The organism is Anoxybacteroides rupiense, assembly GCF_014196195.1.
GTDB classification, from domain to species: Bacteria; Bacillota; Bacilli; order Bacillales; family Anoxybacillaceae; genus Anoxybacteroides; species Anoxybacteroides rupiense.
Window position 1 is genome coordinate 27,650 of the sequence record NZ_JACIDF010000016.1, and the last position, 21,512, is coordinate 49,161.

26 protein-coding genes are annotated in these 21,512 nt (G+C 42.2%); 8 read left to right on the forward strand and 18 right to left on the reverse strand.

Annotated features, from left to right (window positions below; all coding sequences use genetic code 11):
* Positions 1–3: 3 nt before the first annotated feature.
* Both GGQ95_RS17225 and GGQ95_RS17230 read right to left on the reverse strand, forming a co-directional pair.
* A complete protein-coding gene (locus tag GGQ95_RS17225; RefSeq protein WP_066148886.1) occupies positions 4–201 on the reverse strand; it encodes a hypothetical protein in 198 nt (65 codons plus the stop codon).
* Entirely contained in the window at positions 176–439 is a 264-nt protein-coding gene (locus tag GGQ95_RS17230) for a DUF1871 family protein (RefSeq protein ID WP_044745093.1), read from the reverse strand. The genes GGQ95_RS17225 and GGQ95_RS17230 overlap by 26 nt, the downstream gene beginning before the upstream one ends.
* Before the next feature lie 198 nt (positions 440–637).
* On the opposite strand from GGQ95_RS17230, the gene GGQ95_RS17235 reads away from it, so the two are divergent.
* On the forward strand, positions 638–1,804 hold the full coding sequence (locus GGQ95_RS17235; protein WP_066148884.1) for a MalY/PatB family protein: 1,167 nt from the start codon (positions 638–640) through the stop codon (positions 1,802–1,804).
* 416 nt (positions 1,805–2,220) lie between these two features.
* Here the strand turns inward: GGQ95_RS17235 and GGQ95_RS17240 are convergent, their stop codons facing one another.
* From GGQ95_RS17240 to kapD, 3 genes are all read right to left on the reverse strand, one after another.
* Positions 2,221–2,736, reverse strand: coding sequence for a superoxide dismutase family protein (locus GGQ95_RS17240; protein WP_066148882.1), 516 nt, complete (start codon positions 2,734–2,736; stop codon positions 2,221–2,223).
* 59 nt (positions 2,737–2,795) lie between these two features.
* Positions 2,796–3,005 (reverse strand): hypothetical protein, encoded by a 210-nt coding sequence (locus GGQ95_RS17245; RefSeq protein ID WP_066148880.1) that lies wholly within the window; start codon positions 3,003–3,005, stop codon positions 2,796–2,798.
* Between the two features lie 90 nt (positions 3,006–3,095).
* Positions 3,096–3,722 carry a 3'-5' exonuclease KapD gene (gene kapD, locus GGQ95_RS17250; protein ID WP_183187209.1) on the reverse strand — a complete coding sequence of 209 codons (627 nt, stop codon included), beginning with the start codon at positions 3,720–3,722 and terminating at the stop codon, positions 3,096–3,098.
* 217 nt (positions 3,723–3,939) lie between these two features.
* Between kapD and GGQ95_RS17255 the strand changes: the two genes are divergently transcribed.
* Both GGQ95_RS17255 and GGQ95_RS17260 read left to right on the forward strand, forming a co-directional pair.
* On the forward strand, positions 3,940–4,362 hold the full coding sequence (locus GGQ95_RS17255) for a hypothetical protein (RefSeq protein ID WP_066148877.1): 423 nt from the start codon (positions 3,940–3,942) through the stop codon (positions 4,360–4,362).
* Positions 4,363–4,376: 14 nt separating this feature from the next.
* Positions 4,377–5,705 carry an ArsB/NhaD family transporter gene (locus GGQ95_RS17260; protein WP_066148875.1) on the forward strand — a complete coding sequence of 443 codons (1,329 nt, stop codon included), beginning with the start codon at positions 4,377–4,379 and terminating at the stop codon, positions 5,703–5,705.
* A gap of 377 nt (positions 5,706–6,082) precedes the next feature.
* Here the strand turns inward: GGQ95_RS17260 and GGQ95_RS17265 are convergent, their stop codons facing one another.
* Positions 6,083–6,235 carry a hypothetical protein gene (locus tag GGQ95_RS17265; protein ID WP_172798626.1) on the reverse strand — a complete coding sequence of 51 codons (153 nt, stop codon included), beginning with the start codon at positions 6,233–6,235 and terminating at the stop codon, positions 6,083–6,085.
* Between the two features lie 300 nt (positions 6,236–6,535).
* Here GGQ95_RS17265 and GGQ95_RS17270 point away from each other — a divergent pair, with 300 nt between their 5' ends.
* Positions 6,536–7,141, forward strand: coding sequence for a biotin transporter BioY (locus tag GGQ95_RS17270; protein ID WP_244963782.1), 606 nt, complete (start codon positions 6,536–6,538; stop codon positions 7,139–7,141).
* Between the two features lie 38 nt (positions 7,142–7,179).
* On the opposite strand, the gene GGQ95_RS17275 is transcribed toward GGQ95_RS17270, so the two are convergent.
* The 4 genes from GGQ95_RS17275 to GGQ95_RS17290 form a co-directional block, all read right to left on the reverse strand.
* The gene (locus GGQ95_RS17275; RefSeq protein ID WP_066148870.1) at positions 7,180–8,178 is read right to left on the reverse strand and encodes an inorganic phosphate transporter; all 999 of its coding nucleotides are present in this window, start codon (positions 8,176–8,178) and stop codon (positions 7,180–7,182) included.
* 17 nt (positions 8,179–8,195) lie between these two features.
* Positions 8,196–8,816, reverse strand: a complete 621-nt coding sequence (locus tag GGQ95_RS17280; RefSeq protein WP_044745103.1) for a DUF47 domain-containing protein — start codon at positions 8,814–8,816, stop codon at positions 8,196–8,198.
* Between the two features lie 374 nt (positions 8,817–9,190).
* A complete protein-coding gene (locus GGQ95_RS17285; RefSeq protein ID WP_066148868.1) occupies positions 9,191–10,684 on the reverse strand; it encodes a leucyl aminopeptidase in 1,494 nt (497 codons plus the stop codon).
* A gap of 70 nt (positions 10,685–10,754) precedes the next feature.
* Positions 10,755–11,126: a DUF309 domain-containing protein gene (locus GGQ95_RS17290; RefSeq protein ID WP_044745105.1), complete on the reverse strand. Its 372-nt coding sequence runs from the start codon at positions 11,124–11,126 to the stop codon at positions 10,755–10,757.
* Positions 11,127–11,216: 90 nt separating this feature from the next.
* Here GGQ95_RS17290 and GGQ95_RS17295 point away from each other — a divergent pair, with 90 nt between their 5' ends.
* Entirely contained in the window at positions 11,217–12,047 is an 831-nt protein-coding gene (locus GGQ95_RS17295) for a cobalamin-binding protein (RefSeq protein ID WP_066148866.1), read from the forward strand.
* A 184-nt stretch (positions 12,048–12,231) separates the two neighbouring features.
* Here GGQ95_RS17295 and spsC read toward each other — a convergent pair whose 3' ends face one another.
* The 5 genes from spsC to GGQ95_RS17320 all read right to left on the reverse strand — a co-directional run bounded on the left by spsC (position 12,232) and on the right by GGQ95_RS17320 (position 15,560).
* Positions 12,232–12,933: a stationary phase survival protein SpsC gene (gene spsC / locus GGQ95_RS17300; RefSeq protein WP_066148862.1), complete on the reverse strand. Its 702-nt coding sequence runs from the start codon at positions 12,931–12,933 to the stop codon at positions 12,232–12,234.
* Positions 12,934–13,039: 106 nt separating this feature from the next.
* Positions 13,040–13,363: a YuiB family protein gene (locus GGQ95_RS17305; RefSeq protein WP_044745108.1), complete on the reverse strand. Its 324-nt coding sequence runs from the start codon at positions 13,361–13,363 to the stop codon at positions 13,040–13,042.
* 133 nt (positions 13,364–13,496) lie between these two features.
* The gene (locus GGQ95_RS17310; RefSeq protein ID WP_044745109.1) at positions 13,497–13,625 is read right to left on the reverse strand and encodes a YuiA family protein; all 129 of its coding nucleotides are present in this window, start codon (positions 13,623–13,625) and stop codon (positions 13,497–13,499) included.
* Between the two features lie 138 nt (positions 13,626–13,763).
* The gene (locus GGQ95_RS17315; RefSeq protein ID WP_066148930.1) at positions 13,764–14,261 is read right to left on the reverse strand and encodes an NUDIX domain-containing protein; all 498 of its coding nucleotides are present in this window, start codon (positions 14,259–14,261) and stop codon (positions 13,764–13,766) included.
* A gap of 75 nt (positions 14,262–14,336) precedes the next feature.
* Positions 14,337–15,560, reverse strand: a complete 1,224-nt coding sequence (locus tag GGQ95_RS17320) for an NAD(P)/FAD-dependent oxidoreductase (RefSeq protein ID WP_066148928.1) — start codon at positions 15,558–15,560, stop codon at positions 14,337–14,339.
* A 267-nt stretch (positions 15,561–15,827) separates the two neighbouring features.
* Here GGQ95_RS17320 and GGQ95_RS17325 point away from each other — a divergent pair, with 267 nt between their 5' ends.
* On the forward strand, positions 15,828–16,820 hold the full coding sequence (locus tag GGQ95_RS17325) for an NAD(P)/FAD-dependent oxidoreductase (RefSeq protein ID WP_066148859.1): 993 nt from the start codon (positions 15,828–15,830) through the stop codon (positions 16,818–16,820).
* A gap of 153 nt (positions 16,821–16,973) precedes the next feature.
* Here the strand turns inward: GGQ95_RS17325 and GGQ95_RS17330 are convergent, their stop codons facing one another.
* A complete protein-coding gene (locus GGQ95_RS17330; RefSeq protein ID WP_044745111.1) occupies positions 16,974–17,336 on the reverse strand; it encodes a HesB/IscA family protein in 363 nt (120 codons plus the stop codon).
* A 159-nt stretch (positions 17,337–17,495) separates the two neighbouring features.
* On the reverse strand, positions 17,496–18,350 hold the full coding sequence (gene dapF / locus GGQ95_RS17335; RefSeq protein WP_044745112.1) for a diaminopimelate epimerase: 855 nt from the start codon (positions 18,348–18,350) through the stop codon (positions 17,496–17,498).
* A gap of 192 nt (positions 18,351–18,542) precedes the next feature.
* Here dapF and GGQ95_RS17340 point away from each other — a divergent pair, with 192 nt between their 5' ends.
* On the forward strand, positions 18,543–19,256 hold the full coding sequence (locus GGQ95_RS17340) for a DUF2225 domain-containing protein (protein WP_221212154.1): 714 nt from the start codon (positions 18,543–18,545) through the stop codon (positions 19,254–19,256).
* A gap of 219 nt (positions 19,257–19,475) precedes the next feature.
* Here the strand turns inward: GGQ95_RS17340 and GGQ95_RS17345 are convergent, their stop codons facing one another.
* Positions 19,476–19,715, reverse strand: coding sequence for a YuzB family protein (locus GGQ95_RS17345; RefSeq protein ID WP_044745114.1), 240 nt, complete (start codon positions 19,713–19,715; stop codon positions 19,476–19,478).
* Between the two features lie 226 nt (positions 19,716–19,941).
* Here GGQ95_RS17345 and GGQ95_RS17350 point away from each other — a divergent pair, with 226 nt between their 5' ends.
* Positions 19,942–21,012 carry an NAD(P)/FAD-dependent oxidoreductase gene (locus GGQ95_RS17350; protein WP_159720317.1) on the forward strand — a complete coding sequence of 357 codons (1,071 nt, stop codon included), beginning with the start codon at positions 19,942–19,944 and terminating at the stop codon, positions 21,010–21,012.
* The last annotated feature ends 500 nt before the right edge of the window (positions 21,013–21,512 follow it).

Sequence of the window (21,512 nt, forward strand, 5' to 3'; positions counted from 1 at the left end):
CCCCTATAGAGAATTTTCACACAATTCATGATCATTTGCACGAAAAATTTTTGATAGAAGCAGCAAAAATAAGCAAAGCGATCCGCAGCCGTTCATCTGCGCGATCGCTTTGCCCCATTGACGTTTTTCATGGCGCTCATCCATGTTTTTATCAGCCAAAAGCGAGAATCGATTATCATGACAGCGAGCATTCTGCTCCATGCTTGACCACTAATAAAGCTTCCGCTAATTTCATGCAGTTGCTGAAAGGAATTAGCTGTTCAAAAGAGAATTCATAAATGGATTGGATTTTTTTAGCAAGCGTATAAGCATCATGGCATTCATGAACAGCTTGAATCACATCTACCGCCTCCGTTTCATAGGCTTCTACTCCGTAGCCAAACGGGTCCCAGCGCTGAATCATCTCAAGCAATGTTTGATTGGTTTTCGCTGCATTCATCGCATGATCCGCCTTTCCTTATGAGATGATAAACCAATTATAATCGATCACACGAAGCAAAATAAAGCGGTGGATGGAGCCTTTCTTTTAGCGTGGGCATCGCGGCTTTTTTGGAGGCTCTTTCTCAATCAGAAAAAAATAAGCCATGATGGTCATCCTTCGCTCAGTGATTATTTTGCAAGAAAGGGGTTATTTACCATGTATTCATTTGACGATATGATCGAGCGGCGGCACACCCACTCGGTAAAATGGGATGAAGCAGAACAAATATTCGGGGTTCCAGACGTATTGCCAATGTGGGTAGCGGATATGGATTTTCAAGCTCCTCCTCCTGTCATCAAAGCGCTCACTGACCGTTTGGAGCATGGGGTATTTGGTTACACTGCCATCCCTCACTCGTTAAAAGAAGCACTCGCAGAATGGCTGAAAAACCGACATCAATGGACGATTGAGACAAATTGGATCTCATTTTCTGCTGGTGTTGTTCCAGCGCTAGCAACATGTATCGAAGCTTTCACTTCCCCAAATGATGCGATTGTGGTTTTCACGCCAGTATATCCTCCTTTATTTCAACTTGTACAAAAAAATGGGCGAAAACTGTTCAAAAGTCCCCTTCTTCTGACTGAGGGTGGATATCAAATCAACTGGGACGATATTAAGGAAAAGTTAAAAGGGGCCAAAATGCTGCTTTTATGCAGCCCTCATAATCCTGGGGGACGAGTATGGACCAGAAAAGAATTGGAGACTCTAGGATCTCTCTGCTTAGAAAATAACGTGATCGTTGTATCCGATGAAATTCATGCGGATTTAACATTTTCGCCATTTCGTCACACTCCGTTCGCTTCCATAAACGAAGCCTTCGCCAGCATAAGCGTGACATGCTTGGCACCGACGAAAACATTCAATTTGGCTGGCTTGCAATCAGCGAGTGTGATTATTCCAAATCGCGATTTAAAAAAACAATTCGATCAAGTTCAGCATCGGCGCGGCTTTTTTACACTTAACACATTCGCCACTGTTGGAGCGGAAGCCGCCTACCGTTATGGAGGTCCGTGGCTTGATGCACTATTGGAATATTTAAAAACCAATATAGACCGTACATGCACGTTTATTCACAATTCTTTCTCAGGCGTACAAGCCGTTCGTCCAGAAGCAACATACCTTATCTGGATCGATTGTCGCGGCCTTGGAATAACAGAAACGGAGCTTAAGCAGCGGCTTCTCCATAAAGGGAGAATTGCTGTGGAAATGGGCAGCAAATTCGGTGATGAAGGACGTGGATTTATCCGTCTTAACATCGCCTGCACAAAACAAACGCTTGAAAATGCCTTCGAACGACTTCGGGACGCTTTCGAGGGACTGTAAGCCTATTTTTCTGCTTTGAAACTCAAAAACCTTGACGAGCAATAGCTTGGATTGAAAGGATGGGATATAGATGAAAACGATGGTCATAACAGAGTTTGGTCCGCCGGAAGTCATGAAGTATACGGATATACAGAAGCCAGACATTTCACCTAGCTTTTAGCAACTGGACAGCTAAAAATGAAAATCGGAAAACCATTTATGCGTAAAGAAGCGATCGAAGCGCACCATTAGCTCGAAAGCAGAAGTAGCGTCGGAAAGATTTTATGGACGATTCGATAAACCTCCCCACCTCCACTTCGCTTAGAGGTGGGAGACTTCTCGATGGATGGTGTTAGAATGCGAAAAATATGAAAAGATTAAACATAACACTTGATTTCTATAACAATGAAAAAACTTGCAAAGAAATCCTCTATTCTTTATCGTTTGATCTCGCCACAGGCAATTCGATCTCCCGCATCTCCCGCCGGCTGAGTCATTCCATCATCTTGGCCTGCATGAATCACTAGAGCGGTGCCTGCTTTGGTTAGTAATGTCTCCTTACCTTCCTTTAGTGTCACCTGCGGGGCCATCAATTCCGTTTTTACAGTTCCGTCCTCTTTCACAATAATGTTGGGCAAATCACCGGCATGCGCTCCTTCTGGATGAAGTAAACCATGCTTTTTCTCATCAGGATTATAATGGCTGCCAGCTGACTGAAAGTCTGGTTTTTTACAGCTGGCTTTTTCATGAATATGAATTGCATGCGTCCCCGGAGGAAGCCCCTCCAAATCTAATGAAATTTTGACCCCTCTCGGCTGCTCGGATAGCTTCGCCGTCCCCAATACTTCGCCTGCACGATTCACCATTTTGACATTGAGCTTTGTTGGTGCAGACTGCTTGCAGCCGCTGGCAAGCACAAGTATAGCCAATAACACATATAATCTTTTAAACACAAAATCCCTCCCGCCTCTTTTTTCATGCAGTATTTCCAGACGAAAGGGAATTTAAACGATTATTTGTCATCTTGAATAATGTTTTCTCTTCTGAGCTGCTCTTCAAATTGCTTCGCTTTTTCTTCCTGATATTTTGAAATTTTAATAATAAGCCGCATCGTTAAAAGAGCAGCGATTAAAAATAAAGTACACGTAATAGCCGCTGGAATGTATTCACGCTTGTCTTCTGGAAAATATAAAAATAAGTTAAGGATATATGGAATCATCATTTCGTCAGCCTCTCATTCGATAAAATCTTGGCAAGATTGATTATAACAAAAACAAACAAGCCAAACCACTGCACATGGTGACTTGGCCTATTATAACGCAAATTTTTTTAGCAGCTGGCTAAAGTCTACACGCTCGCCAATCGTTGGCTGCTCTGGCTTCGCTAAATATTTTTTATCCTTCTCTACTAAATTAAAAATATTATAGGTAGTAAACGCATCATCTAGCGCACAATGCGCCTTTCCGACTCCTTCTTTTCCATACTCTTGAACCGCTTTGCGCAGCCCAGTTTGATTGCGTTCTCCAAAAAACATTTTATATTCCATCGCTAAATCACGGTGTTCACCGGTAAACGGAAAAGGGAGATTGGCTTGCAAACAATTATGCCTTAGCACTTTCATATCCATGTTTCCCCAAGTAATAACGGTATTCGGGCATAAGCGGTCATATTCCTGCAACCAATGTACGAGCTCTTCAAAAGAAATTCCTTGATCCACTTGTTCCTGCGCAATGTTCAAAAATGACTTACATCGCTCCGTCAAAGTGGGAAAATGAACTGGCTTGACATAGGAAGAAAATTGGTCATAGACTTGGCCATTGATGACCGATACAAGGCCGGCTTCAATGATTTCTGGAAAAAAACCGCGCGGCTTTGTCTTGTTTTCAGGCATCGTGAATTCAAAATCAAGAAACAAATATTGATGGTCCTTCGCCTGCATGATTGTCCCTCCTTTCTCCACACTCGTTCGCCATGATTCATCACTCGGACGATGATCGTACTTTTATTATATCATGAGATTCCATTCTTTTACTTATTTTTTCAGAAAATAAACAAAAAAGGGCGAACGTACGCCTCTAAAAATTTTTTGAGTCCCTATAAAGAAAAAGCTATAATAAACATTGGGGAATATACTGTCAAAGAAAGGGGAACCATCGTTGAAAAATGTCGTCATTCATAAAATCGTGACCTTGATTTTTACGGAGGAACAATTGAAAGCATATTGGGAAAAGAAAAAAACGGGTGTGCCATTTGTTTCGTTGACAAATGAGCAATATATGAAATTGGCTGAGGAAATGCTTCAGCATTCGTCTCATAGCCAGCTGCAGCAGCATTTGATCGACCAGGGCTGGCGAACAAAAGAAGAAGCCGAAGGACTTGTCGTGGCGGAAGACGATTCGCGCGAAGCGATTCATGTAGAGATGGTTGATACATCCATTCCGCAGCGCCCATCGCATAAGCTATTTATTGATCGCTTGACGGAAGTGCAATGCTCGAATTGCCAGTTTATGTTTTACACAAGAGACATTGAGAACTTATCCCCTTTGCTTTGCCCTTCCTGTGGACAAACTATTCAATAAAGAGGTGAAAACCATTGCATGACACAGTAGCAGCAGAAGTTTCAAATGTGCAATATTATGCAGCAATCGCTATTTTTTTAGTCACCTATGCCATCATTATTTCAGAAAAAATCAATCGCGCGGTGATTGCCCTTCTTGGAGCCGCACTCATGGTGATTTTTGGAATTGTTGATTTGCATAAAGCCTTTACTCATCACATTGAGTGGGAAACCATTACATTATTAATCGGAATGATGATTCTTGTGAACATTACCAGCAAATCCGGCTTTTTTCAGTATGTAGCCATTAAGGCCGCTAAAGCCGCTAAAGGTAATCCCGGCCGCATTTTAGTGATGTTATCTTTGCTGACAGCTGTATTATCAGCTTTTCTTGATAATGTCACAACCGTCTTGCTTATCGTCCCGGTGACGTTCTCAATTACGCGTATCCTTCGCGTGAACCCAGTTCCTTATTTAATCTCTGAGGTGCTTTCCTCAAATATCGGCGGTACCGCTACTCTGATCGGCGATCCCCCCAACATTATGATTGGCTCAGCAAATAAACATCTAGATTTTAACGATTTTTTAACGAATTTGGCTCCCATCATCGTCATTATTATGCTTGTAACGGTGGCTATCTTATTTTTGATTTATCGACGCCAGTTAAAATCCGATCAAAAATTAATTGAGCAATTAATGGAACTGAATGAGAGCGATTACATTAAAGATAGCGTCTTGTTAAAAAAGTCCGTCACCGTCTTAGTGCTAACGATTTTGGGATTTATTCTCCACTCTTCTATTCATGTCGATGCAGCGGTGATTGCAATGACTGGCGCGACGATTCTCATGGTGATTGGAGTGCAAGAGCATGAGATGGAAGATATCTTTTCTTCAGTAGAATGGGTGACGATCTTTTTCTTTGCTGGGTTATTTACATTAGTAGGAGGGCTTGTCGATATCGGTTTGATTAAAAGTCTCGCTGAAAAAGCATTGGATGTGACAGGAGGCAATATTTCAGTCGCTGCCTATTTTATTCTTTGGGTTTCAGGAATCGCCTCAGCAACTATTGATAATATCCCGTTTGTCGCCACGATGATTCCGCTGATTAAAGATATGGCAACAGGAATGGGATTGTCGCCTGATGCTCCGCAAATTGATGTTTTATGGTGGGCGTTAGCGCTCGGAGCCTGCTTAGGAGGAAACGGCACTCTCATCGGTGCCTCGGCTAATGTTATTGTCGCTGGCATCGCTTCACGAGAAGGACATGGATTCAGCTATATGGATTTTTTGAAAATCGGTGCTCCTTTAACGCTGATCACTTTGCTTCTATCACATTTGTATTTATTTTTGCGCTATCTAATGTAGTAAAAAAGAGCGAGTTCATGCTAATGACTCGCTCTTTTCTGTTTCATGCTCATGATGTATAGTGAGCCTTCCCACATACACTCGGTTAAGAGGGGGAGAGGGTCGTCTAGCATGCCCTATTGCTGCCAACTAACCATCGGACTGCGTTGGAACGTATTTTAGTTTTTGAGATACTTAAGAAGCCAAACATCTCAGATTGTAAATAAAATCCATTTTTTTCTTTAACCATCACTTTAAGCATCCATTCATTTCCCTCAGATTGTCTTGAAAACACTTGTCAGATAAGGAACAAAGCTAAGAATTGAATCAAGACGTTCATAAGCGGACGAACAAAACAAGTGATGCAACATGAAAGCATTTGTCAACAGTCTGATGTTTTATTCATGATCGAGTTGCTTTCGTCCAACCTCTTGTGCATCCCGTAAATCATAATCGCTTCCTTCATCATCTGAACTTACATGGATGAGATCCTCACGAGCACCTTGTTGGCTTGCCCTCTCAATATGGCTTCTATCTTTCTCCGGTTTCACCATCAATCCCCCCATATTCTCGCTATTGAAGCATTTATAGTAACCCATGGTAATGATACTGAATCAGCATCTATACAAAAGTAAGCAAACCATGATCTCGTTGCGGCGGCACGCTTTCACGCGAGTGAGGCAAGCCACCGATTTGCATCTAACCGGTAGACTGTACAGATACTATTTGTTCCATTTTTCATTTGTATTTATATATTTTCTAAAAACGACCGCATTATTCAAAAAATTAATTGACAGTCAAGCAATTGTTCGATACGATTTTGTTAACCAAATAAACAAGGAGGTTCACATATGACATCAAAACCGTCATTCCGTGCACTTGATATGACATTAATCGCCATGTTCGCAGCCTTAATGGCCATTGGAGCCAATATTACTTCTTGGGCACCATTTTTAGTCATTGGCGGAGTACCGATTACATTGCAAACGTTTTTTTGTTTGTTTGCCGGTGCTGTTTTAGGACGGCGCCTCGGCGCCTTTGCCATGATTGTATATATGCTCGTCGGTTTAGTCGGCGCACCTGTATTCGCCCAATTTTCTGGTGGATTCAGCATGGTTGTCCGTCCGACATTCGGCTTTATTCTATCCTATATTTTAGCAGCATATATCACTGGTTGGATCGTCGAAAAAGGCACCCCGTCTCCTTCTGTCGTTCGTTTTGTTGTCGCTGCACTCATCGGAATGATCATCAATTATGTAATCGGTACAAATTGGATGTTTTTAGCGTATAAATATTGGGGACAAGCTCCAGAAGGATTCTCTTATAGCATGGCATGGGCCTGGATGCTCGTACCTCTGCCAAAGGATATTATATTATCCATCGTCGCCGGCGTAATATCGCCTCGAATTTATGCCTCTCTTCGCAAATCGTTCGCAGCCAATCGACATGCAGCATAATTGAAAAAACCGGGCGTTGATTTTACGCCCGGTTTTTCTTATAAGAATAATTTAAATAATTGATAAACAAATCCAGAAATCAGCGCTGAAACAGGCAGAGTGATAATCCATGTGAGCACAATGCGCTGTGCGACTCCCCATTTTACACCTTTCACACGCTGTGCCGCACCAACCCCCATAACAGCAGAAGAAATGACGTGAGTCGTACTCACCGGCAATTTAAATGTCGTTGCCGCAAAAATAATAAGGGCAGAAGAAAGGTCAGCTGCCGCCCCGTTGACAGGACGAATTTTCATAATCTTTCCGCCAACGGTTTTAATGATTTTCCAGCCGCCAACGGAGGTTCCAAGCCCCATGGCAATGGCTGCTGAGAAACGCACCCACTCTGGAATGTCAGTGGAGTGATGATAATTTCCAGCAATTAATGCCATCGTAATAATCCCCATCGCTTTTTGCGCATCATTCGTCCCATGTGTATAAGCCTGCATCGCTGCCGTCAACACTTGAAACATGCGAAATCCCTTGGTCGTTTTGGAGAGGTTGGCGTTTTTAAACGTTATTCGGAATAAATTCATCATAATAAATCCTACGCCAAATGCAAGAAACGGAGAAAGGATAAGGGATTGTAAAATTTTCAAAAATCCTTCGTAGTTCAAAACGTCAAAACCGGCTGCTGAGATAGCAGCTCCGGCAACAGCCCCAATAATCGCATGAGAAGAGCTGCTTGGAATTCCGTAATACCATGTAATTAAGTTCCAAGCAATCGCTGCTGTCAGCGCTGCTAAAATAACAACGGAACCATTCTCTAAGGCAAACGGGTCAACAATATCTTTCGTAATCGTTTTAGCAACCCCTGTAAAAGTTAAAGCACCGATTAGGTTCATCGTCGCTGCTAAAATAATCGCTTGACGCGGCGTCAGTGCTCTTGTCGAAACTGATGTTGCAATCGCATTCGCTGTGTCGTGAAAGCCATTAATAAAGTCAAAAGCTAACGCAAAGATGACAACTAAAGCTGTAAGTATGAACACCGTATCCATAAAAGAGCAATCTCCTTTTACGCGTTGCGCATAATGATGGTTTCAATGGTATTGGCAACATCCTCACAGCTGTCAGCGATCTCTTCTAGCATTTCATACAATTCTTTATATTGGATCAATTTAATTGGATCTTTTTGTGTCACAAATAAGTTTTTAATAGAGGCTCTTAAAATTTCATCACATTTTGTTTCATAATCTTTGATTTTTATGGCATGTACCCGCATATCAAGCAGTTTTTTGCTTGCTAACAGTTTCAACGCTTTAGCGATTTCAATGGTACTTTGATAAATATTTTCAAAAAATTTCGCCATATGGTCATCAATATCGGTAAACGAAAACATTTCAAAACGAGCAGAGCATTGCTCAAATCCATCTAATACATCATCCATTTTCATCGCTAATTGGTGAATATCTTCCCGTTCAATCGGCGTAATAAATGTCTTATTTAAAGCAACGACAAGCTCATGAATAAACGAATCGCCTTTCTTTTCATACTCTTTCATGACACGTGCAAACTCTTTGAGATCACTAATGTTATTGATTTTGTACTCAACAAAATACTGTGCTGCCTCTTTTACATTCTCTGAAATTGTAAACAATAAATCAAAAAAGACATCTTTTTTTGGTGCAAAAACCATAAAAAAACCCCCATTTTATGTAACTAATGTTGAGCCACCCTGTCTTATTTTATCAATAACCGTCGAATTTACAACAATTTTAAAAAAAATTAACACTAAATTTACATTATCTTTACATTTGGATGAACGATTCGCTCGTATTCGTCTTAGAGTTAACATATCTACTAAAAAGCCTCCCACCTCTAAATGAAATGGAGGTGGGAGTGGTTCAGCGTAGCAGCAGCAAGCTTAACAAAAAACTTTGTCTCATTTAATCATTTTGATTTTTTCCTTCGCCGATCTGAGACACGGAACACAGCCGAGTGCGGCAAACGATGCAGGATAAAAAGGTTCTCAACAGTCTGAAGAAGCCGCTGATGAACGGCTTCTTCTCCTTACTGGAAACGCTCGACGAAAGTAGCAAGAGTTCGCACCATCACACCGGTTGCACCGGCCGGCCCTAAATCATGGTCTTTCGATGTAACGGAGGTACCGGCAATATCTAAATGTACCCAAGGAGTGTTCTCGGCAAATTCAGCGAGAAAGGCGCCGCCCATAATCGCGTGGCCTTCGCGTCCTGGAGAGTTGTTGAGATCAGCGACCGGGCTATTGCGTACACGTTCCTTATCTTTTTCTGTAATTGGCAGGCGCCAAATACATTCACCGGTTTCCACTGATGCCTCTAAAAGCTGCTCAAACATTTCCTCATGATTCGTCAGCGCGCCTGTAGTATGGACACCAAGCGCAATAATGACACCCCCTGTTAAGGTAGCTACATCGATAATGTAGTTCGCACCATGATGCTTGGCATAAGTAATGGCATCCGCTAAAATCAAGCGCCCTTCTGCATCAGTATTCTTAATTTCAATCGTTTTACCGCTCATGGATGTAATCACATCGTCCGGTCTAAACGCATCCGCGCTAATTAAATTATCGGTAGCTGGAATGACGGCGATCACATTTTGCTCCGGCCGGAGTTCACCGATAATTTCCATCGCACCAAGGACAGCGGCTGCACCGGCCATATCGGTCTTCATACCGACAATTCCATCCTTTGTTTTAATGGAATAGCCGCCTGTATCAAAGGTTACTCCTTTTCCGACAAGCGCGATGACATTCTCCCACGCTTCCTTCCCTTGGTACTTCAAAACAATCATTTTCGGCGGTTCCGACGACCCTTTATTAACAGCCAACAGCGCGCCCATTCCGAGCTTTTCCATTTCCGCTTTTTCCAGCACCTCGTATTCAAACTTATATTTTCGCGCCAATTCTACTGCATAATCGGCCAAATCTGTCGCCGTTAATAAATTACTTGGTGTATTCACCAGCGTCCGAGCTGAATTGGTAGCCCTTCCATAAACAGAACCGACCAAAAGGCTCGCTTCCACTTCTTTAGGGTCCGCCGCTGTATAGACAGTCATCTCTTCCAGTTTCTTTTCTGGTTCATTTGATTTTTGTTTATATCCGACAAATTGATATGTCGACAGCGCAAACGCCTCAGCAAAAGCGTGAGCTGCCTCGCTAGCATCAAGATTTTCGGTAATAAACGTATCGAGAGCCACTGCTGCTTCTGTGAGCTTTTCTCCTTTTAACATTTTAAACAGCCGGCCAATCGCTTCTCGTAATCCATCAAATGTCAGGTCTGATTCCTTGCCTAATCCTACAAAATAAAGGCGCTTGATATTCAATTGCCCTAGCGTATGTATTTTAGCAATTTGCTTTCGCTTTGGAGAAAGATCTCCTTCTTTCAACAATGCTGTAAGTTGTCCATTTAACTGTTCATCCCAAGCAGCCAGCACACCACCCAATGCGCTCTGCCGCTCAAATATCCCAACAATACAAGCCTCATGCTTTGTTTCATTTAGAGACTCCTGAACCACTTTAAACATGATATGAATCCTCCTTTGTCTGATTTTTCCTCTATCATCATACAATGCATCATCCCATTTCGCTAGCCAGCTAATCTTGTAGCACTAATACAAGCTCAGGAAGAGAAGGCAGACGATGAATCTGAGAAAAATCCACTCGCTCAATATCTGCTGGAATCAAGTCAAGACAGCGTTCAATAAAGCTGTATACCGCTTCTACATCCAGCCCCCAATGGATGGGCCGATAAGGCTGCAAATAGTTTTGGGCAGCTTCCATCATCATCCGTGTTCCTTTCACATTGCCATAGCTATAATGATATAAAGCTACCGTCATTTGCAGCAATCCTTTAATGAAAAAATTGCTTTTATCCTCCATCCAAATTTCTTCCAATAAATCATGGCACGTATAAAAATCTCCCTCGTTAAATTTCACAAAAAACTCATAATACGCAAGCGGATACACGCTTCTCCCTCCCCTTTTTCAGCATATCACAAGGAAACCGCACAGCAGAAGAAGAATACACCATTATGGAATAAAAAAGAGGTGATAATCATGAGAATCATTTCCATATGCCCAAGCAATACAGAACTGCTCGCTTACCTAGGAGGCTTAGAGAATTTAATCGCCGTGGACGATTATTCGGATTGGCCAAGAGCAGTACATTCCCTTCCTAAAGTGGGGCCTGATCTAAAGATCGATATGGATGCAGTCGAAGCGATGAATCCAGATCTTGTGCTTGCTTCCTTAAGCGTGCCAGGAATGGAGAGAAACATTGCTGAGTTGCAAAAACGACGTATTCCTTATATCGTCTTCCAGCCAAATTCGTTGAATGATATTGCTTCCGATTTGCTTTTATTAGGAGAAGCAATGCACAAAAAAGAACAAGCACAAAAAATCGTCACTCGTTACCAAGCATTTATCCATCACTATAAGCAACTAGCTAAAAATATCGAGGCACCGATCTCTCTCTACTGGGAATGGTGGCCAAAACCTGTATTCACTCCTGGAGGAGCAAATTGGCTTACTGAAATAAGCGTGCTAGCGGGAGGAACGAATGTTTTTGCTGATATCGAGGCAGCCAATATCCAAACAGACTGGAATGAAGTAAAAAAACGAAACCCGGAACATATTTGCCTTGTTTGGGTTGGAGTGAGAACGGAAAAAATCGATCCAACCATCGTCAACAAGCGTCCCGGATGGAGCGAAATCCAAGCAGTAAAAGCAGGGCGCATTTCCGTCCTCGAAGAATCTTTATTTTGTCGTCCTTCACCAAGGCTACTGCTCGGATTAAAAAAGCTTGCTGCTTTGCTTCACCCTGACATATTTCCAGAATATGATCATATCGATCCTTTACTTCACGAAAAAAGACAAAGTCACTGTTGACTTTGTCTACAACCATTTTAACATTCTTCATTGATGATGGCGGTCTCACACCAGACTGGCTTAAAGCCACTTGGCAGACAAGAAACATGGCCGAGTGCTTGAGACGTACGAGAACAGTGACGCAGGATGGAAGCATTTATAAACAATCTGAAGGGCTGTCATGAACAGCCCTTCTCTATTTTCATTAACTTTCCGATTTCAAATATTGTTGCCGAAACACTTGCATGGCTTCATCCTCATTTAATTTAGTTAGCTCTTGCTCGGATAATGTCCCATTTCCTTTTTTCACAATATAAACTTTCACCGTTTTCTTGCCCCAATGTTTGTACACATCATCTACTGTATGGTAGTATAAATCAATGCGGTTCCCTTTAATAGCCGCTCCTTTATCTGCCACTACCCCATATCCATATCCCGGAATAAACAAAATCGTTCCAATAGGAAACACATTTAAATCAGCAGCAATCGTTGAAAAGAGATCTCGTTTGACTCGTACACCTGAATAAGTAATGCCGTATTCCGGATGGTTCGGCGATTTCCCTGTCGATTCCACGCCTGCTGTATAGCCAGTCGCAACAACAGTAGTGGAAGGGTATTGCGACCAATCGATCGCTTCCTCTAAGTTTAGCGAGTGATTCATCGTTTGTTCGGATGAAATTTGCGGCTGCACCCGCTCTTCATATCGAGTCCATTGCTCATTTGCTAATGCATGGTTGTCTATCTCGAAGTTATCAAAAAAAGAATAACTGCGTTGAAAAAATGAAACGGATGAATTATAAAGTGAGTGAACAATTGTCTTCGCTTCTACTCCAGAAACAGATTGAAATGTAGTAAAAAGCGCGCCGATAAATAAAAGCGTCATACTCATTCTTCTAATTATATTCATTTCCTCACTCCTCCCATGGTTCTATTTATTTCCACAGGGAAAACGAAATATTCACCGGGGGAAGAATGAGAAAATAAAAAAGACTCTCGCTTATTCAGCGAAAGTCTTAAAACATTTGATATCCTTTAGCACGCAGCGCCCGAATCGCAATTCCGGCAAAAATGGCGCCGACAAGCCCGCTGCTAAGGATCATAACATCAGCAGGCGCCAGCGATAATATTTTGTGTTTGAGCGCAGTAAACGAAGCGCCTGGATGAGTAAAATATTCTGTCCATCTCACATCATCAATAATAAAAATAAAGACAATCGGGCTTAAAATAGCCATAATCCATGACATTCTTAAAATCATATTCAATAAAAAGCCAATCCCAAAAAATAACACAAAAAACAATAACATGGATATTAATAAAACGGGTACGCTCATTTCCATCCCCATCACCTCCAGTACATCCTTCTTAAGTGTACTGAAACGTAGAATGGGAGTCAATGAAAGCATTCATATAAGCGCTTTTGCGTAGCAAAATGATAGAGGCAAGCATATAAACTTGCCCCTCAGTTATCATTTATTTATGATTTTTGCTATCGGTTCCTTTTCCGGAGCAGCAATAGCATGTTTCTGAACCGCCTAACAACAATTGAACGTAACCATTTCCTTCACAATATGGGCATACCGTTGATTCTGTCTTTTTCATTATGTCATCCCTCTTCCCTTTTCTTAATTTTCTGATAATATATCAAAGATCTATACAAAAAGAAAAGGAGCATTTCGGACGATTTCCCCCGATGTAAACGGATACATTGGCAAAATCCTTTCATTTCCTCTGTTTTTCTTAATTTTTTGAATTTTTGAAATAAACTCGGTATGTTGTATATCCAAATGGTTCACCCGGATCCAATCCGTTATGAAAATGGAAATAGGATAAAGGCCATGCTTTCAGCAGATGCTGCAGCAAAGTCGACGCACTTGAATCACTCAAAAGAGACTCTTTCGATAAAAACGCCGCTGTCCATAGTTCATCTTGTTGGATGACCATTTTTTTGGATAAAGCCTTCAACAAAAAAATCATCATATTGTCGCTGATTTCATCATCTATGACTCCTGTGCGCAATCCAATCAATCCGATCACTTCGGCTTGGATTCCTGTTTCTTCCTCCACTTCCCGGATCACCGCTTCATCTGCTGTTTCTCCACGCTGCACGAATCCTGCCGGCAATGACCATTGTCCTTGCAATCCGCCATACTTCTTCTTGACAACAAGCCAATCCCCCGCATCATTTAGTACGATCCCTGCCGCCGCCAGCCACACATGCCCACGCTTCTTTTTCATATAGCTCCAACCTCTTTTTCCTTCAATTTTAAAAAAAGGGCAAACAAAAGCTTGTTTGCCCATACAATTTCTTTATTAGAAGAACTTAAATTTTCCTTTTTTCATAACGAGAGATGGACCGCCGATCAAGTAGAGGGCACGATTGTCAACCATTTTTTTCATAAAGCTTGCTTTTGCCCCCCACATCTTTTTACCAAACACAACGCCAATAGCGTCGTCATGCCCAAGCGAACATACCGTTCCTTTAATGTCTGGCTTAAATGGCTGCAGTTCGCCCTGTTCGCGAATTAAAACGGCAAGGTTTTTCGCGCATAACTCGCCTTGCTGCATCGCAATTTGTGCTGTAGGCGGATATGGGCGATTCGTTTCTTCATTAATCATTAGTGAACAGTCGCCGACAATGAATACGTTATCATAACCAGGAGCGCGCAAGAACGGATCCACTTTTACACGGCCCCGCATTGCTTCAAAGCCAGATTCATCAATGACATAGCTTCCACGCACACCCGCGGCCCAAACGACTGTGCCTGCTTTGATTTCTTCAACTTCGTCACCTTTCGCAACCACAATGCCCTCTGGTGTACATTCTTTAATGGCTGTTCCGATTTTAAACTCTACTCCTTTGCGCTCCAACAAGCTAACCGCATATTCCACAAGCTCTGGATCAAAGCCAGGAAGAGCTGTCGGAGCAGCCTCAACGCAAATGATGCGCACTTTTTTCGGATCCACATCATATTCACGGCAAAGCTCTGGAATGCGGTTTGCCAGCTCGCCAAGAAATTCGATACCCGTAAATCCAGCACCGCCAACAACAATCGTTAAACGCTCATCGCGCTTTTCTTCTTCTGTATGATAGGTCGCAAATTGATATTCGATATGCTCGCGAATTTGGCGGGCGGCATTCACGTTAGCAATAGAAAATGCGTACTCTTTTAGCCCTTTAATGCCAAATGTTTCAGATTCGAAACCGAGCGCAATGACTAAATAATCGTAAGTTAATTCGCCGTTTTGTAAAATCACTCGCTTCTCTTGCGGAACTACTTTAACAACCGTATCTTGCACAAATTGCACTTTGCTGCGATCAATCACATCAGCGATTGGATAGCGCACGCGATCATGATGCAGCGTTCCAGCTGAGGCCTCATGCAACCACGTAGTTTCGTAGTGATAATTGTTTTTGTTGACAAGAGTAATGTTCGCTTCATTCACTCCAACAAACTTTTGCAAGCGCACCGCGGTCATCAAACCGCCATAGCCTGCCCCTAAAATTACAACATTTGGCTTTTTCAACTCAATCACTTCCACCTTTTTATTTTTTATTTGCAGCATTTACCACTAGCGTGCGCTTTCATGCTGCATTTTATTGAAAAAAAGTTTGTGAATAAATTCACGATAAGGGACAAAAAAATGTCGAATAATTGTCAAAAAATCTTAACAATCCATCCAAAAACATATTAGTCTTTTTTCGTATCGTTTTCAAGTGATTTTTTTCTTTTTTATAAAAGTAATGAATATGTTATGATGTAAGTGTCTGCATTTTTCATTGAGTAGGGGGGAGAAGGGGTCATGAAGGAAGACCAGAAGGTATATGATATTACGATTATTGGCGGCGGACCAACAGGGCTGTTTACAGCGTTTTATGGAGGAATGCGCCAAGCAAGCGTAAAAATTATTGAAAGCCTTCCACAATTGGGAGGACAGTTATCTGCTCTTTATCCAGAAAAATACATATACGACGTCGCTGGGTTTCCTAAAATTCGCGCACAAGAACTGATTGATAATTTAAAGGAGCAAATGGCCAAATTTAATCCGACCGTTTGCTTAGAACAATCCGTTGAAAAACTGGAAAAGCAGGATGATGGTATTTTTAAACTGACAACAAACAAAGAAATCCATTATTCGAAAGCTGTCATCATTACAGCTGGAAACGGCGCCTTCCAGCCACGACGCCTTGAGTTGGCAGATGCCGCTCAATATGAAGGGAAAAACCTGCATTACTTTATTGATGATTTAAATAAATTTGCGGGACAAAAAGTGCTTGTTTGCGGCGGCGGCGACTCGGCTGTCGATTGGGCGCTTATGCTTGAGCCAATTGCTGAAAAAGTGACCATTGTCCATCGCCGCGATAAATTCCGGGCTCATGAGCATAGTGTAGAGAATTTAATGAATTCCAAAGTTGTTGTCAAAACACCATTTGTGCCCGTTGATTTAGTCGGTGACGATGGGGGCATTCGCCAAGTGATTCTCGAAAATGCAAAAGACGGCTCAAAAGAAACGATTGATGTGGATGCCGTAGTGGTCAACTATGGATTCGTATCATCCCTTGGACCGATTAAAGAATGGGGACTTGAAATTGAAAAAAACTCCATTAAAGTAAACTCCAAAATGGAAACAAATATTCCAGGCATTTATGCAGCTGGCGATATTTGCACATATGAAGGAAAAGTAAAATTAATTGCCTGCGGCTTCGGTGAAGCGCCAACGGCAGTCAATAACGCGAAAGCCTATATTGATCCAAAAGCCAAAATACAGCCAATGCATTCTTCTTCTATGTTCTAAACCATCTGCGGCAGGGCGGTCGATTCCTAGACCTCCCTGCCGTGTTTTATTTTCTTCACAAATATGGAGCACAATGTTTATGGCAAATAGCACAAAAGAGCGCCCTTAGCATAAGGACGCCCTTTTTATAAAGAAGTTCGTCGCTAAATAGCCTTAGCACTCCTCCGGTGTTCCAGCGTTTGCCGCCGTACGGAACGACGATCCGCAGCCGCATGTGGCGATCGCGTTCGGGTTGTTGATTGTAAAACCTCCACCCATTAACGACTGTTTGTAATCGATAATCGTGCCTTTTAAAATTGGCGCGCTTTCTTTATCAATTAATATTTTAATACCATGCTGCTCCAGCTCATGATCATCTTCATGGCGGTCATGTTCAAACCCCATGCCATATGATAATCCGCTGCAGCCGCCGCCCTTTACTCCTACGCGGAGATAAGCGTTCTCTTCTCCATGCTCTTTCATCATATCTTTAATTTGAAACGCCGCTGCTTCCGTCAACTGAATGACGTCGCTCATATCATTCCCTCCTTTTTCATTAGTATATCTGTTTTCCTATCACTTGTTCAAACGATTCAAATCGTCAGCCTCCATTTTGCTACAGCTTTAGCTTTCTTTGGACAACTAACGATCATTTGGGCCAAAGATCCATTTACCGATTGAGATCAACACTTGGTCTTAGTACTCATACACACCTGTACAAATCGTTTCGGCAGGCCCTGTCATCAGCACATTTCCTTCCTCTGTCCAGGTAATAAATAAATCGCCACCTAACAGATGAACAACTGTTTCACGATTACGGGCCGTCCAACCATTCAGTACGGAGGCTACCACCGCTGCACATGCCCCTGTTCCGCACGCCTGTGTGACTCCTGAACCGCGCTCCCATACACGAAAGTGCAGTTCATGATCACTGACAACTTCTACAAATTCCACATTAACCCCCTCTGGAAACCGTTTGTCTTTTTCAACAATAGGACCAAGCGAGGTCACAGGAGCCTGGTGAATATCATTTACATAAAAAATGACATGTGGGTTCCCCATGGAAACAGCGGTCATCGTATATGTTTGATCAGCGATTCGAATCGGTTCTGCGACCACCTGCTCTGCTTCCTCTCCGATCATCGGAATTTCACTCCGCTTAAGGCGAGGGTGCCCCATATCAATAGTTACGTTAGTCACAAGGCCATTTTCCACAGAAACTTCGGCTTTCACCAGCCCTGACAATGTTTCAATAAAAAATGAGCGCTCCTTCACCAACTGATGCTCATAAGCATATTTCGCTACACAGCGAAGGCCGTTGCCGCAATTTTTTCCTTCGGAGCCGTCACTATTAAAAATCCTCATGCGCACAGGAGCGACGTTTGACGGACAAATTAAAATCAGTCCATCCGATCCAATCCCTGTGTGAACATTGGATACTTTGATCGCTAGCTCTGGCAAAAGCTCCTCTGGGATCGTCTCTTCAAACAAATTGACATATATATAACTGTTTCCTAAGCCGTGCATTTTCGCAAACGAAAAATTGCCCATTGTGCATCCTCCTAAAAATTTTGTACATATAAGTATAAACGCGATATTGTTGGGAAACAATGAAAATATCCCCCGTTTTTTCATATACACCTTTAAAAGAAGATGCTCTGGCATCTTCTTTTTTTGTGCTCTTATCTGTATAATAAATTTGTAATAGGCCTTTATCCTTAAATCAATCGCGGGGGAAGCATCATGGAAATAAATGAGTTATATGATCGAAAGATTTCTTGCCTTGTTTGTCATCAGCCATACACCACGAAAAAGATTCGCTCCCGCTTTCTTCGGCCAATAAAACACGACAGCGATTTTTGTTCATACTACCAGTCTGAAGACCTAAATCCGCTGCTTTATTATGTGAGTGTTTGTCCTCATTGCGGATTTTCGGTGACAGAAGATTTTTCTGCTTATTTCCCTCCTCAAACATTTGAAGCGATTCAGCAACATATTTGTCAGCTTTGGAGCGGACACAATTATAGTGGAAAGCGAACGTTTCAAGAAGCGGTTAGCACGTATAAGCTCGGGATTTATTCAGCTACGCTGAAGCACGAAAAACACATTGTTCTTGCTGGCTTGTATATGCGTCTTGCTTGGCTTTATCGCACATACAAAGTTCCTGAACAAGAAAAGCGTTTTATGCGTCTCGCTTTACAGGAATACATGGCATCCTATAGCAACGACGATTTTCTTGGAACCCATATGTCTGAGGTGCGTATTCTTTATCTCATAGGTGAACTGCATCGAAGATTAGGTGAAACAAAACAGGCGATTTTATATTTTTCAAAAGTGATTGCGAAAAAGAAGGAAACCATTGAAACAGGGATTATTGCTATGGCTCATGAACGATGGCAGGAAATTCGCAGCGGCGAAAACTCTAACCATCAACACGGCGATGAACGGCTAAAATAAGCGCAAGTGGTCGATTTCTAGCACCAATGGCTCCCAAAAATCGATATGCATGCATTTATAAAGATTGAACGAATAAATCTTAGATTCAGAGCTTCTTGTGACTGATCTTTTCTTCACGCATTCGCATGGCAAAAATCTGACGAACTCTATGCTAACATATCAAGCGACAACCATATAAAAAAGGATATTCAAAAAGCGGCTGTCTGCAGCCGCTTTTTTCTAAAACATTGGATTTTCCTCAAGAAATTTATAAATGTTTTCTACCAAATGCTCCGGCGTTTCCCCTGTTACTACTTCGCCGTTTACTAACGCAAAAAGCGACTGGCCGCATTTCCCGCAATAGCTTAGGCATCCATATTCAATGATATCTAGGTTCGGATCTTTTTCCAATTTTTCCAGCGCTTTTTGTGAACCATTCGCTAAGTTGCTTATACAAAATTCAATAATTGGCTGAATCAACGCTTGTCACCTCACTACCTGCTTTAAATGGTAACGATTTTTATCGTCGCCGTCAATTTATGACACTTTATTTCTTGATTCCGCCATCCTGAATAAAGAAAGTCCTTTATATATTTATCATTTTTTTCGAAAAATTATTGTGATTTTGTCACAATTTCGCTATACTTTTAATGTCATTTGGTCAACGTTTTGCGTGAAAAGACAACTACAAAAGGGGAATTCTAGCATGAGAAACCTCGTTCTGCTTGGTGGGGGCTATGGAAATATGCGAATTTTGCTTCGCCTTCTCCCAAACCATTTACCTGAGAACGTTCACATTACGCTGATTGACCGTGTTCCGTATCACTGTTTAAAAACGGAATACTATGCATTAGCTGCTGGTACCGTCAGCGACCACGATATTCGTGTACCTTTTCCAGAACACCCTCGCCTCACATATTGCTTTGGAGAAGTTGTTCGTATTGATTTGGATGCCTGTACGGTCTTATTGCATGATGGGACGACTGTAGCATATGATGATTTAGTCATCGGATTAGGCTGTGAGGATAAGTATCATAACGTCCCTGGGGCGGAACAGTTTACACATAGCATCCAGTCGATTGAAAAATCCCGTGTCACATATCAAACATTAAGCAATTTACCTCCGCAATCCACTGTCGGTATCGTTGGAGCAGGATTAAGCGGTGTCGAATTGGCAAGTGAGCTGGCCGAAAGCCGTCCTGATCTTTACGTGATGCTATTTGACCGCGGAGAACGAATTTTACCTATGTTTCCAGAGCGGCTCAGCCAATATGTCGAAAGCTGGTTTCATGAGCATGGCATCAGCATTGTCCGCCATTCCAATATTACAAAAGTTGAAGAAGGCATATTATATAATCACGATGAGCCTATTCACTGTGACGCCATTGTATGGACAGCAGGAATCCAGCCAAGCCGGGTCGTTCGTGAGTTAAATGTGGAGAAAGACGGGCAAGGCCGCGTGGTCTTAACCAACCAGCACCATATCCCTGAATATGAAAATGTCTATGTTGTCGGCGACTGTGCGAGCCTTCCTCATTCCCCAAGCGCACAGCTTGCGGAAGGACAGGCAGAGCAAATTGTTCAAGTGCTGCAAAGCCGCTGGCGCGGAGAAGAACCGCCAAACGAATTTCCGCCGATTAAGCTAAAAGGCATTCTCGGTTCTCTCGGCAAAAAGCATGGATTTGGCCTTGTCGCTGACCGTCCTTTAACCGGCAGAGTGCCGCGTCTGTTAAAATCTGGCGTTCTTTGGATGTACAAATATCATAATGGATATTGATACAAAACGGCTCAAAATATCTTCAAACCCTTTGATCAATCAGTATTTGTTAAGTATAACTAAATTGAATTTACTTATCAAAAATCAAAAATCGGGCGGGTTTTGGGCGGGTAAGAAACCCCGCCTCCCCTCACACCTTCTGAATCACTTCGCATTGCACTCCGTGTTCCTTGCACCACTTCTCCAGCTGCAGCTTTTTCACGTTTGAAACTTTTCGATCTTGCGTTTGTTCTCCGCCATTTTTTGGGTTCTATACTAAATGTTGGGGTTAAGAGACTTTTCAGGCAAAATAAAAGCACTTACGAAGATCTCCCTTTAAAATGATAGTTGGCGACTACATCAAAAAGGAGATTTCGTAAATGCATTCTCATTTTATCACAAAACTGCTTGGGTTAGAAGATGTTGAAATCACTCATGTAGAGGATCAAATCACTCACTTTGAAATCCATATTCAAACGCCTGTAAAAGTTCAAAAATGCCCCTGCTGTCAGAAGGAAACT